General features: G+C 51.8%; 14 protein-coding genes and 1 pseudogene. 7 read left to right on the forward strand and 8 right to left on the reverse strand.

Features of this window, described 5'->3' with window-relative positions:
- From VJY99_RS01725 to VJY99_RS01735, 3 genes and pseudogenes are all read left to right on the forward strand, one after another.
- Positions 1–1,147: ACT domain-containing protein (locus VJY99_RS01725; RefSeq protein WP_324115742.1), on the forward strand; the 1,147-nt coding region annotated here is incomplete at its 5' end.
- 43 nt (positions 1,148–1,190) lie between these two features.
- Complete coding sequence (gene dapD, locus VJY99_RS01730) at positions 1,191–2,015, forward strand: 2,3,4,5-tetrahydropyridine-2,6-dicarboxylate N-succinyltransferase (RefSeq protein ID WP_324115744.1); 825 nt, start codon at positions 1,191–1,193, stop codon at positions 2,013–2,015.
- A gap of 234 nt (positions 2,016–2,249) precedes the next feature.
- Positions 2,250–2,639, forward strand: a pseudogene (locus VJY99_RS01735) (DUF3461 family protein).
- 48 nt (positions 2,640–2,687) lie between these two features.
- Here the strand turns inward: VJY99_RS01735 and VJY99_RS01740 are convergent.
- The 3 genes from VJY99_RS01740 to dgt form a co-directional block, all read right to left on the reverse strand.
- Positions 2,688–3,845, reverse strand: a complete 1,158-nt coding sequence (locus VJY99_RS01740; protein ID WP_324115746.1) for a CdaR family transcriptional regulator — start codon at positions 3,843–3,845, stop codon at positions 2,688–2,690.
- A 164-nt stretch (positions 3,846–4,009) separates the two neighbouring features.
- Positions 4,010–5,458, reverse strand: coding sequence for a serine endoprotease DegP (degP, locus tag VJY99_RS01745; RefSeq protein WP_324115748.1), 1,449 nt, complete (start codon positions 5,456–5,458; stop codon positions 4,010–4,012).
- Positions 5,459–5,602: 144 nt separating this feature from the next.
- On the reverse strand, positions 5,603–7,117 hold the full coding sequence (gene dgt / locus VJY99_RS01750; RefSeq protein ID WP_324115751.1) for a dGTPase: 1,515 nt from the start codon (positions 7,115–7,117) through the stop codon (positions 5,603–5,605).
- Between the two features lie 273 nt (positions 7,118–7,390).
- Between dgt and mtnN the strand changes: the two genes are divergently transcribed.
- The 3 genes from mtnN to VJY99_RS01765 all read left to right on the forward strand — a co-directional run bounded on the left by mtnN (position 7,391) and on the right by VJY99_RS01765 (position 9,587).
- Positions 7,391–8,089 (forward strand): 5'-methylthioadenosine/S-adenosylhomocysteine nucleosidase, encoded by a 699-nt coding sequence (gene mtnN / locus VJY99_RS01755; RefSeq protein ID WP_324115753.1) that lies wholly within the window; start codon positions 7,391–7,393, stop codon positions 8,087–8,089.
- Entirely contained in the window at positions 8,082–8,897 is an 816-nt protein-coding gene (gene btuF, locus VJY99_RS01760; protein WP_324115755.1) for a vitamin B12 ABC transporter substrate-binding protein BtuF, read from the forward strand. The genes mtnN and btuF overlap by 8 nt, the downstream gene beginning before the upstream one ends.
- A gap of 69 nt (positions 8,898–8,966) precedes the next feature.
- Entirely contained in the window at positions 8,967–9,587 is a 621-nt protein-coding gene (locus VJY99_RS01765) for a TRIC cation channel family protein (protein WP_324115757.1), read from the forward strand.
- 187 nt (positions 9,588–9,774) lie between these two features.
- On the opposite strand, the gene erpA is transcribed toward VJY99_RS01765, so the two are convergent.
- Together erpA and clcA are read right to left on the reverse strand one after the other, a co-directional pair.
- Positions 9,775–10,122 carry an iron-sulfur cluster insertion protein ErpA gene (gene erpA, locus VJY99_RS01770; RefSeq protein WP_324115759.1) on the reverse strand — a complete coding sequence of 116 codons (348 nt, stop codon included), beginning with the start codon at positions 10,120–10,122 and terminating at the stop codon, positions 9,775–9,777.
- A 75-nt stretch (positions 10,123–10,197) separates the two neighbouring features.
- On the reverse strand, positions 10,198–11,619 hold the full coding sequence (clcA, locus tag VJY99_RS01775) for a H(+)/Cl(-) exchange transporter ClcA (RefSeq protein ID WP_324115761.1): 1,422 nt from the start codon (positions 11,617–11,619) through the stop codon (positions 10,198–10,200).
- A 253-nt stretch (positions 11,620–11,872) separates the two neighbouring features.
- On the opposite strand from clcA, the gene hemL reads away from it, so the two are divergent.
- On the forward strand, positions 11,873–13,153 hold the full coding sequence (gene hemL, locus VJY99_RS01780; RefSeq protein ID WP_324115763.1) for a glutamate-1-semialdehyde 2,1-aminomutase: 1,281 nt from the start codon (positions 11,873–11,875) through the stop codon (positions 13,151–13,153).
- Positions 13,154–13,240: 87 nt separating this feature from the next.
- Here the strand turns inward: hemL and fhuB are convergent, their stop codons facing one another.
- Genes fhuB through fhuC form a run of 3 tightly spaced genes read right to left on the reverse strand, consistent with a single transcriptional unit; the run spans position 13,241 to position 16,919 of the window.
- A complete protein-coding gene (gene fhuB / locus VJY99_RS01785; RefSeq protein WP_324115764.1) occupies positions 13,241–15,226 on the reverse strand; it encodes a Fe(3+)-hydroxamate ABC transporter permease FhuB in 1,986 nt (661 codons plus the stop codon).
- On the reverse strand, positions 15,223–16,122 hold the full coding sequence (fhuD, locus tag VJY99_RS01790; RefSeq protein ID WP_324115766.1) for a Fe(3+)-hydroxamate ABC transporter substrate-binding protein FhuD: 900 nt from the start codon (positions 16,120–16,122) through the stop codon (positions 15,223–15,225). The genes fhuB and fhuD overlap by 4 nt, the downstream gene beginning before the upstream one ends.
- Positions 16,122–16,919 carry a Fe3+-hydroxamate ABC transporter ATP-binding protein FhuC gene (gene fhuC / locus VJY99_RS01795; RefSeq protein ID WP_324115768.1) on the reverse strand — a complete coding sequence of 266 codons (798 nt, stop codon included), beginning with the start codon at positions 16,917–16,919 and terminating at the stop codon, positions 16,122–16,124. Before fhuC ends, fhuD begins: the two co-directional genes overlap by 1 nt.
- Between the last annotated feature and the right edge of the window lie 96 nt (positions 16,920–17,015).

Raw genomic sequence — 17,015 nt, forward strand, 5'->3', positions numbered from 1 at the left:
GATTGCAGCCCTATTCCACGACATCGCCAAAGGTCGTGGTGGAGATCACTCGGTACTCGGGGCGCAAGACATTGTAAAATTTGCGGAACTCCATGGGCTGAATTCGCGAGAAACACAACTCGTCGCCTGGCTGGTACGCCAGCATTTGCTGATGTCGGTGACAGCACAGCGCCGCGATATTCAGGATCCTGAAGTGATTAAGCAGTTTGCCGAAGAAGTGCAGACTGAAAACCGCCTACGCTATTTGGTTTGCCTGACCGTTGCGGATATCTGTGCGACTAACGAAACCTTGTGGAACAGTTGGAAACAGAGCTTGTTGCGCGAACTGTACTTTGCGACTGAAAAACAGCTACGTCGCGGGATGCAAAACAGCCCGGATATGCGCGAACGTGTGCGCCATCATCAGTTGCAGGCACTGGCGTTGCTGCGTATGGATAACATCAACGAAGAAGCGCTGCATAATATCTGGCGTCGTTGCCGGGCAAACTATTTTGTCCGCCATTCACCAAATCAGATTGCCTGGCATGCTCGCCATTTGCTGAAACACGATCTTAACAAGCCGATGATTTTGCTCAGTCCTCAGGCAACTCGCGGTGGCACGGAGATTTTCATCTGGAGCCCTGACCGCCCTCACCTGTTTGCTGCGGTTTGTGCGGAGTTGGACCGGCGCAATCTCAGTGTTCATGACGCGCAAATCTTTACCTCGCGTGACGGCATGGCAATGGACACCTTTATTGTCCTGGAGCCCGACGGCAGCCCGCTTTCCGCCGACAGGCATGAGTTTATTTGCCACAGCCTCGAACAGGCCATCACGCAAGCCACTTGGCAGCAGCCTCAACCCCGCCGCCAATCAGCAAAACTGCGCCACTTTACTGTCGATACCGAGGTGAATTTCCTGCCAACGCATACCGACAGACGCACATTCCTGGAACTGATTGCTTTAGATCAGCCCGGTTTACTGGCTCGAGTAGGGGCAGTATTTGCCGATCTTGGGATCTCGCTTTATGGTGCAAGAATCACGACAATTGGTGAGAGAGTAGAAGATTTATTTATAATCGCGACTGCCGACCGGCATGCTCTTAATGATGAGTTGCAACAGGAAGTACAGCAACGGTTGACAGCAGCCCTTAATCCAAACGATAAATAACCATCTTTTTTAATTTTTTACCCATTAGTACAGGAAAATTTTAATGCAGCAGCTACAAAACGTCATTGAAACCGCTTTCGAGCGCCGCGCCGAAATCACTCCGGCAAATGCTGATACCGTTACTCGTGAAGCGGTAAACCAGGTCATATCCCTGCTCGACAGCGGTGCGCTGCGCGTTGCCGAAAAAATTGATGGTCAGTGGGTGACCCACCAATGGCTGAAAAAAGCCGTTCTGCTCTCTTTCCGTATCAATGACAACCAGGTTATTGATGGCGCAGAAAGCCGCTACTTCGATAAAGTGCCGATGAAATTCGCCAACTATGACGAAGCACGCTTCCAGAAAGAAGGTTTCCGCGTTGTGCCACCAGCGGCAGTACGCCAGGGCGCATTCATCGCACGTAACACCGTTCTGATGCCTTCTTACGTCAACATCGGCGCATACGTTGATGAAGGTTCGATGGTTGATACCTGGGCGACTGTGGGCTCTTGCGCGCAGATTGGTAAAAACGTTCACCTGTCTGGTGGCGTGGGCATCGGTGGTGTTCTGGAGCCACTGCAGGCTAACCCAACCATCATCGAAGATAACTGCTTTATCGGCGCGCGTTCAGAAGTTGTGGAAGGCGTTATCGTTGAAGAAGGTTCTGTTATTTCTATGGGCGTTTACATCGGTCAAAGCACGCGTATTTATGACCGTGAAACCGGTGAAGTACATTATGGTCGCGTACCAGCAGGCTCCGTTGTCGTTTCCGGTAACCTGCCATCCAAAGATGGTAAGTACAGCTTGTACTGCGCGGTTATCGTGAAAAAAGTAGACGCCAAAACCCGCGGGAAAGTGGGCATCAACGAACTGCTTCGTACCATCGACTAAATATAAATGTTTAAAAGGCGGGGCGACTCGCCTTTTTAGCATCCGGGACTGGCGGAAAGGGAATTTTCCGTTGATTATCATACCTTAAATAATTCAAGTTGCATCGCGGCGGCAAATGAATGAGTCCCGATGAGCTGAGTAAACTAAGTGATTCTGGCGAGTGAATGCAGCCAACAAAGAGGCCACTTGAAGAATGACGGGTATATGGGTTAATGATATCGAAAAGGTAACACTATGTACGATAACTTGAAAAGTCTGGGTATTACCAATCCTGATGAAATCGATCGTTATAGCCTCCGGCAGGAAGCCAACAACGATATCCTGAAAATCTATTTCCAGAAGGATAAAGGCGAGTTTTTTGCCAAAAGCGTGAAGTTTAAATATCCACGCTAGCGTAAAACTGTCGTTGCCGATGGCGTAGGCCAGGGCTACAAAGAAGTGCAGGAAATCAGCCCAAACCTGCGTTATGTGATTGATGAATTAGATCAACTTTGCCAACGCGATCGTACTGAAGTCGATCTGAAACGCAAAATTCTCGACGATCTCCGCCATCTGGAGTCTGTGGTTGCTCATAAGATCAGTGAAATTGAATCCGATCTGGATAAGCTAACCCGCGGTAAATAAAGTCCTGTGTTCGTAACGGGTGGATGACGCAACATCATCCACCGTTTTTCATCTCTGCTCGTCCAACTGCAACGCCACATACAGCAACAATCGGTCGTCAAAATTCCCTAAATCTAAACCTGTTAGTTCAGAGATACGGTTCAGCCGGTACTCAAGCGTATTGCGATGAATAAACAACGCCTTGGACGTCGCCAATGGTTGCACATTATGACGAAACCATGCGCTGAGCGTACGGCGTAATAGACCGTTATTATCCATTGATTTCAGACGAGCCAACGGACGCGCCAGTTCGTTTGCCTGCCAGCCACCGCGCAAACTATCCAACAGCACCGGCAACATCAAATCCTGATAAAAATAGGCGCGGTTTTCCGGCATACGTTGCTTGCCGACCATCATGGTAGTGCGAGCGGTACGATACGAGCGAGCGATGCTGCCAGGGCCAGTAAAATAATTTCCTAACGCAACGCGGAAGCGCAACTGGCCATTTTCTTTCATGCGGCTAATCAACTGCTCAACGCGTTTACGGTGATCCTCTGCATCCCAACGGCCAAACTGGTTGAGCGCGGGTTTCAACACCACCATTTCCGTTAACGACACAATCGCAATCAGGTTGTTGCGCTCAGGTGTTGTCAGTGCGGTTTGCAACTGTTGAAGCTCTTCCATCGCACTCTCGACACCGAGCTGGCCGCTGTCGACTTCCACCACCGCAACTACACGAGGCTGATTCAGGTCGATACCCAAACGCTGCGCCCATTCACTCAGCGCAGGCGTATGTTCTTCAGCCTGGATTAAATTCATGACCAGCTCTTCGCGTAAGCGACTGTCTTGGGCCAGCAGGTGCATCAAACGAGATTGCTCAAGCATCATCTCGGCGGTCATACACACCAGCTCACCGTACTTGCGCAGTGAACCCGGCTCACCCGTCAAACCAATCACACCAACGATTTCACCCTCGATGCGCAAGGGAAGGTTGATACCCTGGCGCACCCCGTGCAAATGCCGGGCTACTGCGTCATCAATATCGACAACACGTCCCTGAGATAGCACAAGCAATGCACCTTCGTGCAATTCACCAATACGTTCTTTATCACCGCTACCAATAATCCGTCCACGCGCATCCATCACGTTGATATTGGTATCAATGATGGTCATGGTGCGCGCCACAATGTCCTGCGCCATTTTGGTATCAAGATGCCAGCCAGCCATGCGTCCTCCTGAGTCGTGCTGATGGACTAGCATAGGCGAGTTGAATCGCGGCGGCATTGTGCAAACGCACAAAGCACTGATTAAGAGTGTGGAGTTGTGGAAAAGCTCACAAAAAAGGGCCGCATAACGCGACCCTGATGGTTTTGAGAGTAACTCTGTTTCGATTACTGCATCAACAGGTAGATAGTCGTATCACCACGCTGAATGTTCAGCGCCATTACAGACGGTTTAGCGTCGAGAATTTTACGCAACTCAGCAATGTTATTGACTGGCTGCTGGTTCACACCAATGATGATGTCGCCTTTTTTCAGGCCAATACGTGCAGCAGGGGTATTCGCTTTCACGTTATTAACGATAACTCCTTTCTCTTCTTTGCCGCTGCGGTTGCTCATTTCAGCCCCTTCGATACCGGTAAAGATGGTTGCGGAGTCGACTTGATTCTGGCTGCTTTGTTGCAGCTCCAGGTTTACCGAAACCGGTTTGCCATCACGCAGCAAGCCAAGTGTCAGTTTACTGCCAACCGGCATAGAACCGACTTCAGCACGCAGTGCAGCGAAGCTGCTAATAGCTTTACCATTCATGGAAACCACCACATCCCCCGCCTTCACACCCGCTTTCGCAGCTGAAGAGTTTGGCATCACCTGGCTGACAAATGCGCCACGTTGCGCGTCGACTTTCATCGCTTTCGCAAGCTCAGAATTCAGTTCAGTCCCCAAGATACCCAGCTCGCCACGACGAACCTGACCGAACTCCACCATCTGTGCGGTGAGGTTCTTGACCATATTACTTGGGATAGCAAAGCCGATACCAATGTTGCCGCCATCAGGTGCCAGAATCGCGGTGTTAATCCCGATCAGTTCCCCGTTCAAATTAACCAGTGCACCACCAGAGTTACCCCGGTTGATTGCCGCATCGGTCTGGATAAAGTTTTCATAGTTTTCAATGTTCAGGCCACTACGACCCAACGCTGAAACAATGCCGGAAGTCACCGTTTCGCCCAAGCCATACGGATTACCGATGGCGACGGTGTAATCGCCAACGCGCAGTGCATCGGAATCGGCCATCTTAATAGCGGTCAGGTTCTTCGGATCCTGCAACTGCAGCAGCGCAATATCAGAACGTGGATCTTTACCCACGACTTTCGCCTCAAACTTGCGACCATCACTCAATGAGACCTGAATTTTTGTTGCATTATCAACAACGTGGTTGTTGGTTACGACATAGCCTTTCGCTGCGTCAATAATGACGCCAGAACCCAGTGCGGCAAACTTCTGTTGCTGAGCGCCACCCTGGCCTTGCGGGCCGCCGTCAGGCGCACCGCCCTGGCAGAACGGGGAGCTCTGGAATGGTGAACCTTCCTGACAGAATGGTGAGTTATCACCAAAGAATTGCTGGAAGTTACGCCCCATACGTGGCGTGTTAAGGGTCGTGCTTCCTTCAACATTGATGCTCACCACTGAAGGCATCACTCTTTCCAACATAGGCGCAAGGCTTGGAAGAGGTTGCGACGCGGATGCGGAAGAAGCGGTTTCTGCTGCAATTGCAGATACAGGGCTCAGCGCCAAACCCAAACTCAGAGCCAGCGCGCTCATTGCTAAAGTAGTTTTTTTCATCGATTTAAGTCTCAAGTTAATAAGCCACGCAAAATTGGTGTGTAGGCCAATATAGAGTGGCAGATGAGGCGCTAAGTTCCGTCGATAAGTTACTGGAAAGCGTAAATATTTATTGTCCGTCTTTACAAAACTCATCGACTTCGATTATTCCACAGCCATCAGGCGACGATATTCGTCCCAGGCAAACAAGTCTGTCATGCCACTGATATAATCCTGAATCAGGCGGCAACGGTAGTAATACTCCCATACCGGAAAATCACTGGCAGACGGCGTCAAATCACTGACTGCCTCTATGTAAGCAAGCCTATGTTTTGTAGATAACTTGTGAAATAACCGTGTCTCAATCGGCAGACGACGTAAACTTTCTTTCTCCACCAGCTCAGCAAAATCTTCAATGGATATATTGAGTAAGGGACTGTAAATATCAAGTAAGCCACTTATAACGCGATAACCTTGTAACTCTAGCTGTTCAACTTCTGGGTGGCTAAATACGTGTTTGAAAGCCACCTGTTTATAAAGCTCTAACAAGCGAGCAAATGGGCTGGCATCTTCAAGAAGCGCGTGATTAAACTCCCCACTAAAAATCTCATCCAGATTATCGATAAATCGCTGGGCGGCATAAGGCACCAACTGATTTAGCGTGTTGACGCGCAGGTACATAAAGAACTGGTCTTCAGTGCTGCGGCGCATCTGATTTGAACGGGATTTATCCCAGGCTTCATTCACCACTTGCTCGAAAAGATCGCCTTCGCGGTGCTCACCCCAGGCGTCACATAAGTGCTGATAAAGCTGCTCAACACTAAAAATTCGCTTCTCAACGGCATCTTCAAGATCCGCCACGCAATAAGAGATATCGTCAGCCGCTTCCATTATCCACGTCAGTGGAAATCGACTGTACTCACCGAGATCCAGCTCCGCACGCAAACGCTCAATGTACGACTCTTCCGAAAGATAAAAACCCGGCTTCTTCATCAAATAAGCATGGGTTTTTGGCGGTTCCCCTACAAACCAGGCGGGGCGAGTATATTTGAGAATGCACCCAACCTGCGCCCAGGTCAGATTCATACGCAGCAGACTATGTACCAGGCGAATGCCTTGTGCGTTACCCTCAAACTGGCAAAGATCCTGGCGGACTTTACGGCGCAAACCATTCAATTGATCATCGCCCTCGTGCAGACGCAATGTTGCAACTCGGCAACGATCGTCGCTCCGGGGTTGGCTTCCGGCATCCCCTGGAAACAGGCGCTGGCGGAACCAGTCATTGATTGCCGACTCACCAAAATGACCAAACGGCGGATTACCGATGTCGTGCATCAAGCACGCCATTTCCACTATACTTTCAAATGGGCCTGTCAGTTCATGCAATCCATAGCGCTCGAGGTTTTGCTGCTCTTTCAGACGGCTCAACACCTCTTTGGCGATATAACGCCCGACTTGCTGCACTTCCATGGAATGCGTTAAGCGCGTGCGCACCGAGGCATTACGTTCCAGAGGGAAGACTTGTGTTTTTTGCTGCAAACGGCGAATGGCCGGGGAATTGACGATCCTGCCACGATCGCTTTCAAAAATACGCAGGATCTCATGCTCGTTCTTGGGTCCTTCTGGCGAGCGGAAACGACGGTGCCAGTTAATTTTCTTGCGGAAATCGATCTCACTCATGACCTCTCCTTCGCCGTTTTCTTTTTTTCAACATACACAAGCTACTTCAAGATGCAGGTAGGCAGCAATCGAATGACAAATTCGTCGGAAACAAATTTGACCAGCCAGAGGCAGACCTCCGGTCAGAGACAGGAGTCTCTCATCAATCCCGATGAGCTGATTCAAGTCAGTGACTTGGGTGAATGAGAGCAGCCAACACCCCGGCATATTGAAGGGCGACGGGTATGCCATGATAGACTATGCAACTGATCTAACACTTTAGCGAGAATCACTATGAAAGTAGGCATTATTGGTGCAATGGAAGAAGAAGTTACGCTACTGCGTGACAAAATTGAAAACCGTCAAACTCTGACGCTGGCAGGGTGTGAAATCTACACCGGTACGCTGGGCGGCGTTGAAGTGGCATTGTTGAAATCAGGCATCGGTAAAGTTGCAGCAGCAATGGGTGCAACGCTTCTACTTGAACATTGCAAACCGGATGTTGTCATTAACACGGGTTCTGCCGGTGGTCTCGCCCCTACGCTTAAAGTGGGCGATATCGTGGTGTCTGATGAAGTGCGTTACCACGACGCAGACGTTACCGTTTTTGGCTATGAATTTGGTCAACTGCCAGGTTGCCCGGCAGGTTTTGCCGCCGACGCCAAACTGATTGCGGCTGCTGAAGAGTGTATTACCGAGCTTAACCTGCACGCTGTACGCGGCCTGGTTGTCAGTGGTGATGCGTTTATTAACGGTTCTGTGGCTTTGGCAAAAATCCGCCATAACTTCCCACAGGCTGTAGCGGTTGAAATGGAAGCGACTGCCGTTGCGCATGTTTGCCACAATTTTGGAACGCCGTTTGTCGTGGTTCGCGCTATCTCTGACGTTGCCGATCAGCAATCTCACCTGAGCTTTGACGAGTTCCTCGCCGTAGCGGCTAAGCAGTCCACGCTGATGGTGGAAAAGCTGGTGCAGAAACTGGCTCGTGTGTAATAAGAGCCTCTGGCGCGGGCTTCTCGCGCTGCTGTGTTTTACCCCGGCGTTGCTGATTGCAGCGCCGCGGGTTATCTCGTTGTCGCCGAGTAATACTGAACTTGCATTTGCTGCGGGGATTACACCTGTGGCTGTCAGCGCCTGGTCAAATTATCCGGAAGCCGCCAAAAAGCTTGAGCAAGTCTCAAATTGGCAAGGGATGAATCTCGAACGCATCGTGGCGCTGAAACCTGATGTGGTGCTAGCGTGGCGTGGTGGTAATGCAGAACGGCAAATCAATCAAATGCAGGCTCTGGGGATTAAAGTCATTTGGCTTGATCCGACCACCGTCGAAGATGTGGTTGCCGCTCTACGTCAGTTGAGTCAATACAGCCCAACGCCACAAACCGCCCACATCGCCGCAGATCAACTGGCAAAAGAATTTGCAGATTTGAAAGCACAGAACACCCAGCGTCCGAAGAAAAAAGTGTTCCTACAATTCGGCCAACAGCCGCTGTTTACTTCAGGAAGTGGATCGATTCAGAACGAAATTCTGGAAGTGTGCGGTGGGCAAAATATCTTTGCTGATAGTCGGGTTCCCTGGCCGCAAGTCAGCCGTGAACAAGTGATTAGTCGAGATCCTCAGGCTATTATTATTACTGGCGATGAGACTCAGATTCCTCCCGTTGAACAATTTTGGAATACCCAGCTAAAAATTCCGGTTATTGCAGTGAATGATGACTGGTTTAGTCGCGCAAGCCCACGTATTATCCTCGCCGCAAAACAGCTCTGTGATGAGCTAAATAATAACAAACATCCCCCTAAATAGTTCGAATTGCAGGCCCCCCCCTGCAGCTCGAAATATGACGGGGACGATATTTTATGAGGGTAATCTCACATGCTTGTCTATTGGCTGGACATCATTGGCACAGCCGTCTTTGCCATCTCTGGCGTGCTACTGGCTGGAAAACTTCGTATGGACCCGTTCGGCGTGCTGGTGCTGGGCGTGGTGACAGCCGTGGGTGGCGGAACAATTCGCGATATGGCACTGGATAACGGCCCGGTATTTTGGGTTAAAGATCCCACCGACTTAGTGGTCGCGATGGTCACTTGTATGCTGGCTATCCTGCTGATACGCCAGCCGCGTCGCCTGCCAAAATGGATATTGCCGGTGCTGGATGCCGTCGGTCTTGCGGTATTCGTCGGGATTGGGGTGAACAAAGCATTTTTGGTTGGCACCAGTCCACTGATTGCCATCTGCATGGGCGTACTGACCGGTGTTGGCGGCGGGATTATCCGTGACGTATTAGCGCGTGAAATTCCGATGATTCTGCGTACCGAAATCTACGCCACGGCCTGTATCGCGGGTGGCATCGTGCATGCAACCGCATACTATACGTTCCACGTACCGCTAGAACAGGCAAGTATGATTGGGATGGTCGTCACTTTGGCTATCCGTCTGGCGGCCATTCGCTGGCACCTCAAACTGCCGACGTTTGCCCTGGATGACCGGCAATAAGACATAAAAAAGCCGGATGACGCTTTCGCTTATCCGGCCTACAAAAATTTTTTATAACAAATTATTTAAACCAAATAATTCGAGTTGCAGCAAGGCGACAAAGCCGTAAATCCCCAGGAGCATAGATAACTATGTGACTGGGGTGAACGGGTGCAGTCAACGCACCTGCAGCTTGAAGTATGAAGGTTTACACGCTGAAAGATGAACCACACCCGCAGGTGCTCTTGGCGTTCGGGTTCGTCACCACAAATCGGGAACCTTCCAGACCTTCGGTGTAATCCACGGCCCCTCCCACCAGATATTGCAGGCTCATCGGGTCAACGACCAGCGCAACGCCTTGCTTCTCGATAGTCATATCGCCGTCATTAATCTGATCATCGAAGGTAAAACCATACTGGAAGCCGCTGCAACCACCACCGGTGATGTAAACGCGCAGTTTCAGATTCGGGTTCTCTTCATCCGCGATCAGGTTTTTTACTTTTTTGGCTGCTGCTTCGGTAAACTGCAACGGCAGCACTGCTACGTCATCACTCATCATTTGCTCCCAACGAAATAAGAAGTCGGGTATAGCCGACACTTGGGGTCATTATCTAATACCCGAGTAAATCGTTCAAGTATTCTCCCCAACCAGGGGTTTCTGTTCTTTTTGCTGCATTTCGGCATCCTGTTTCGCAAGCGTTCGCGCAAGGATCGCAGAGTATAGCGGCTTCCCGCCAAGGAATTGTGCCAATAGTGTCGCGCCAAGGCAGGTAATTATCATTGGCAGAATGAGCTGATAATTGTCTGTCATTTCCAGAACCAGCACGATCCCAGTCAACGGTGCACGCACCGATGCGGCAAACAACGCGCCCATTCCGGCTATCGCAAATGTCCCAACTTCAAGATGATATGCCGGGAACCAGGCCGCACAAGACATGCCAAACGCCGTACCCAGCAGTGTCCCCAACGCCAGCATTGGCGCAAAAATCCCACCGGGAGCACCAGAAGAAAAACACAGCAGAGTGGTCATCACGCGGGCAATAAAGATAAACAGTAACATCCCCAGAGTGTAGTTTCCGGCAGCTGCGATAGGGATCAGGTTAAAACCACCGCCAGCCGCTGCGGGTTGGATAAGCCCTAACACGCCGCAAACGCCCCCCAACAAACCGCCGATAATCACCCATTTTTTGAGGTTACCGCCGTGGAAACGCTGGAACATATCCTGGGTGCGGAACACCATCGCGTTGAAGAATACCCCAACGATGCCGAAAACCATGCCTAACACCAGATACAACCACAGCGTATTCACCGGGGCGTTAGACAGTCTCCCGACTTCAATCACCGCGTTTTCACCGTTAAAAATACGGAAAACCACGCTCGACATAATCACGCCAATAAACACGGCTTTTATCGAAATTAGGTTGTAGCGAAACTGCGGGCGCATCTCTTCGATGATAAACAGAATACCCGCCAGCGGGGCGTTAAACGCGGCGGATAAACCCGCAGCGGCACCGGTCGCCAGTAGTGAATGGCGAGCTTCAGCACCTCGCAGACGGAAAATATCCAGCACCATACGGCCAATATTCCCGCCCAACTGCACGGTCGGGCCTTCGCGTCCGAGCACCATGCCCGCCCCTAGCGTACCCATCCCACCGATAAACTTAACTGGGATGACACGCCACCAGCGCACTGGGCGGAGTTCCTCGAGCGCACCTTCAATTTCAGGGATACCCGATCCTCCCGCTTCCGGTGCAAAACGACGTACCAGATAATAACCAACCATCGCCAAAAGCATTGAGCTAATGAATGCTAACGGCCAGACAATAAGACTGTAATCAGCCACATGTGCCAGCATCGCCAGACGATTTTGTTGCACCCAGGTCACCGATTTTTCAAAGGCGACCCCCATTAAACCGGCTAACGTCCCTACTATCGCGGCCATAAAAAGAATCGCGACCGGGGTTTTATCCTGTCGAATTAGGCGACGCATCATGTCGCCTCTACGTAAGCGCACTACCTGTTGCGCTTCAAAAGAGGGGTGGGAGTGATTCATTAGGTTAATCATTTATAGGTAATACAAATCGAGGGGGCATTCTACTCTCTCGACACATTTGGGCAAAACTTTCATAACGCCGACGAATACCCTTAGAATATACCCTAAATAATTCGAGCTGCAGGAAGGCGGCAATTGAGCGAATCCCGATGAGCTTACTCAAGTAAGTGATTAGGGTGAGTGAATGCAGCCAACACACCTGCAATTTGAAGTATGACGGGTAAATTATTTATACGAATCCAGGAGCCGCTCCATGAGTAAGTCTGAAAACCTGTACGCTGCCGCACGCAAAGTCATCCCTGGCGGGGTGAACTCACCGGTTCGTGCTTTTACAGGAGTCGGCGGTGTGCCGCTGTTTATCGAACGCGCTGACGGGGCTTACCTGTATGACGCTGACGGCAAGGCCTATATTGATTATGTCGGTTCATGGGGACCCATGGTTCTGGGCCATAACCATCCGGCAATCCGCAATGCCGTGATTGAAGCAGTTGAACGCGGCCTGAGCTTTGGCGCGCCTACCGAGATGGAAGTCAAAATGGCGGAGCTGGTGACTGAACTGGTTCCAACCATGGATATGGTGCGTATGGTGAACTCCGGTACTGAAGCCACCATGAGCGCAATTCGCCTTGCGCGTGGCTTCACTGGCCGCGACAAAATCGTCAAATTCGAAGGCTGTTACCACGGCCACGCCGACTGCCTGTTGGTGAAAGCCGGTTCTGGCGCACTAACCCTCGGCCAACCAAACTCACCGGGTGTTCCGGCAGATTTCGCCAAACATACCCTCACCTGCACCTATAACTGTCTTGCCTCAGTACGCGAAGCGTTTGAGCAATATCCGCAAGAGATCGCCTGCATTATTGTTGAGCCTGTCGCGGGCAACATGAACTGCATTCCACCAAACGCTGACTTCCTGCCAGGGCTGCGTGCACTGTGTGACGAGTTTGGCGCACTGTTTATTATCGACGAAGTGATGACCGGTTTCCGTGTCGCACTGGCAGGTGCGCAGTCTTACTACGGTGTTGAGCCAGACTTAACCTGTTTGGGCAAGATTATTGGTGGCGGTATGCCAGTAGGCGCTTTCGGCGGTCGTCGTGAAATCATGGACGCGCTTGCACCCACTGGGCCGGTTTATCAGGCAGGTACGCTTTCTGGTAACCCAATTGCGATGGCAGCCGGTTACGCGTGTCTGACCGAAGTTGCGAAACCGGGTATTCATCAGACGTTGACCGAGCTGACTCAAATGCTGGCCGATGGGCTTCTGAATGCGGCGAAAGATGAAAACATTTCATTGGTCGTTAACAACGTTGGCGGCATGTTCGGTCTGTTCTTCACCGATGCCGCGAGCGTAACCTGCTACCAGGATGTGATGGCGTGTGATGTAGAACGGTTCAAGAAGTTCTTCCACTTAATGCTGGAAGAAGGCGTTTACCTGGCACCGTCTGCGTTTGAAGCAGGCTTTATGTCTGTTGCACATTCGAAAGAAGATATTCAGAAGACGATTGACGCCGCACGTCGGGTGTTCGCGAAGCTGTAATCACATGTAGCAAGGGCGGATGACGCTTTGCTTATTCGCCCTACGGAACATTTGTAGGGTGGATAAACAAAGCGTCATCCACCGCAATTAGCGAGTCTGCTTACGCAGCAAATAGACGAAATACGGTGCACCGATAAACGTTGCCAACAGCCCCGCCGGAACCTGATCCGGGAATAAAATCATTCTTCCACACCAGTCCGCCGCCACCATCAACATGCCACCTAACAACGCCGACATCATCAACTGTGGCATCGCGCGTCTAAAACCAAGCATACGCGCAATATGCGGTGCCATTAAGCCAACAAAACTGAGCGGGCCAACGGTCATGGTTGCCGCGGCGGTTAACGTTGCTGCCAGCAAAAGCAGTGCAAAACGCGATGGCGTCAATGCCATACCAATTGCACGCGCGGTTGCCCCTCCCAGAGGCAGAATCATCAACCAACGGCGACACAGCGGCGTCAGTGCAAACAAAATCACCATCAAGATTAACGTTTTGACTGCCTGATCGCCGGCCACGTTATAGGTCGAGCCGGAAATCCAGGTGAGTATCCCCGCCATGCGCGGATCACCGCTCGCCATCAATAACATCAGCAACATGGTAAATGCCGTACTGAGCGCCATCCCAGCCAACAACATGCGCTGCGGAGAAAAACCACCACGACTGGCCGTCACCATGATAACCAACAGCGTAACGGCAGCACCAAGACTGCCCGCTGGCAGCAACCAGGCGAATGCATTACCCGGAACGATAAACAGCATCATCACGACACCAAATGCAGCACCTGAGCTTATCCCTAATACTTCCGGGCTTGCCATCGCATTACCCGTCAGACGCTGGATAACGCTACCGGCAACCGCCAGCATCATGCCTGCAGTCAGCGCCGCTAAGACGCGTGGCCAACGCCACTGCAACAAGTCGTGGAATAACGAACCGTTCACCCAGTTCCAGCCGCCTGCATCACGCCCCAACGTCAATGCGGTGACGATAACCAGCGCCAATACGCCGCTACCCATTAATGCCCACCAGCCCAGATGATGACGCTCTACCGGGACGTTATCCCCCTGGTTCATTGCCGGCGAGCCAACCGTACGCAAGCGCGGCAGCAGCCATAGCAACAATGGTGCGCCAATCAGTGCCGTCACCGTACCGGTCGAAATTTCACGCCACGCGCTGGTAAGCCAGATAACCGATTGGTCTGACAGCCATAAAATCAACGCACCAATGAGCGGAGCCAGCAACAAACGCGCAATCAGGCGCCGTGCCCCGAGCATTTTCGCCAATAACGGGGCGAACAGGCCGATAAAACCGATAATTCCCACCGCATTAACCAGCAACGCACTGATGGCAATCGCCAGCACCAGTGTCGCAAGGCGCACCATCGAAAGAGCCAGCCCCAGATTACGCGCCACACCATCATCGAGCCCCATCAGCGTTAGCGGGCGCAGCAACAGCAGCGTTAACAACAAACCGCCAACCAAGCGCGGCCACAGGCCGTTGACGATGTCCCAGTCTTGCTGATTCAGCGAACCGGTACTCCAGAGGAACATGTTCTGTAATTGGTCGTGATGGAAAATCGCTAATAACTGGTTTACCGCACCGCAATACAGACTCAGTACCAGGCCCGCGAGGATCAGCGTGACCGGTGATAAACGTTTACCCCAGGCGACACCAAATACCAGTAAACCGACAACGCCCGCCCCGACCAATGCCGCAAACTGTTGTGTAGCAAAACCACCCGGCAGCGCCCACAACGTAGCCACGGTAATACCTAACTGTGCGCCACTTGCCACGCCAAGTGTGGTCGGTTCGGCAAGCGGGTTACGCAGCACTTGCTGGAATAGCACGCCAACCAACCCAAGCCCGGCTCCAACCAGTAACGAGATGGCAAGACGCGGAAGTAAGCTGTAGTGGAACAACATCTGATTGATGTCATCAATATTGGGTTGCCACCAGGCCGAACTCCACTGCGCAGAAGGAAGTTGTGCATTCAGGTTATGCAGCGTCAGCACACTGGCAACAATAAACAGCAGCGATAAAAGCAACGCTGGGAACAAGGCATAACGATGTTTCACGCGTTGCTCCCTATGGCTTTGGCCAGCATAGTCGTGAAGTTCATGGCGGAAAGCGTTGCGCCATACAGCCATACGGGAGGAACGCGCTGGAAACGATTCTGACGAACAAAAGGCATCGCGTTCCATAAAGGTGTCGCCATCACTCGCGCCATTTCAGCGTCGTTATTGTGATCAAGGCAAATAACGTCGGCATCTTTGACTTCGGCCAAACGCTCGAGGCCTACGACCGCACTTCCCCAGAAGTTGGTTTCGCCAGACCAGGCATTTTTCACACCTAATAAATCCATCACCTGTTGGAAAAGACTGTTTTTCCCAATAATCAGCGCATGGCGTGAATCTAACAGGGTCATCAACAATACTGGCTTGTCACCGCGCGAGGCGAAGCGGGGTTTCATCTGCTCGATAAATTGGTCGAACTTGCGTAAGTGATCGCTGGCCGCTTGCTGCATGCCGAGTTTCTCACCCAGTTCTGTCAGTGATTTGCGAGCGACCGTCAGCGGCTGACCGGAACCATCGTTGAAACTAAAGCCCAGACCTGGAGCGATACGCGCCATTATTTCAGGCTGTGGACCGTAGCCTGCGGAATAGAGGATCAGTGACGGTTTTAACTGCGTCAAAAGTTCGAGATTAGGTTCGGTGCGCAAGCCAACTTCAATAATGCCTTCCGGCAATTTTGGCTCGCCGACCCAGGCTTGATAATTCTTGATATCTGCCATCGCGTAAGGCGTGATGCCCAGCGCCAGCATCAGTTCGACGGGCAACCATTCCAGCGCCACAATACGATGAGGATCAATGGTTGCAGCCTGTACATTGCCCATTTTGAGCAACAGCGGAGAGAGCGCCAGCGCCGTTAGCAACTGGCGACGGCTCATGAAAGGATTAATCAGCTCACTCATCAGTAAACAAAGCTTACCGGGGCCGCACCCGCAGGATGTGGCAGAATGCCCATTGGAATACCGTAAATCTGCTCAAGCGTTGCGCTTTGCATCAGGTCAACCGGGCTACCCTGGGCAATCATTTCACCCCCGCGCAGCGCCACAAGGTTATCGCAATAGCGGGCGGCCATATTGATATCGTGCAGAACCGCAATCACCGTCAGGCCACGTTCCTGGCTAAGACGATGGATAAGCGCCAGCACGTCAACCTGGTGGGCAATATCCAGCGCCGATGTCGGCTCATCAAGCAACAGGCAGCGGCTATCTTGTGCCACCAGCATGGCAATCCACGCACGTTGGCGCTCGCCACCGGAAAGGCTATCCACAAGGCGATGAGCAAACGGCTTCAGCCCGACCAGCGTAATCGCCTCTTCAACCAACTCCCTGTCTGCCGCACCGAAACGACCGAGCGCGCCATGCCATGGATAACGACCAATTGCCACCAGTTCACGCACTGTCATCCCTTCGGCAGCCGGAAGTTGCTGCGGCAAATACGCGACTTTGCGCGCAAATTCCTTGCTGCTCCAGCTATCCAGTGGTTGATCGTTGAGATGAATGTCTCCATCAGAGGGATTCTGATGACGGCCAAGCATTTTGAGCAATGTCGATTTGCCCGAGCCGTTGTGCCCAATCAGGCCTGTGACTTTTCCCATGGGAAAGGTCATCGACAAGGGGTGGAGAAGCGTGCGACCGGGTACGCGGAAGGTAACGTCAGTGAGGCTAAACGTGGTATCGGGAAGAAGGTGTTTGTCCTGCATGGTAGCCAACTTTGTTAATGGGCACGGCGAACCGTGCCCGAATACTCTTAGAAGCGGAATGTTGCAGTCGCAACAACCTGACGCTCAGCGCCCCAG

Origin of the sequence: Buttiauxella sp., assembly GCF_035271705.1 — a bacterium.
Lineage (GTDB): Bacteria > Pseudomonadota > Gammaproteobacteria > Enterobacterales > Enterobacteriaceae > Buttiauxella.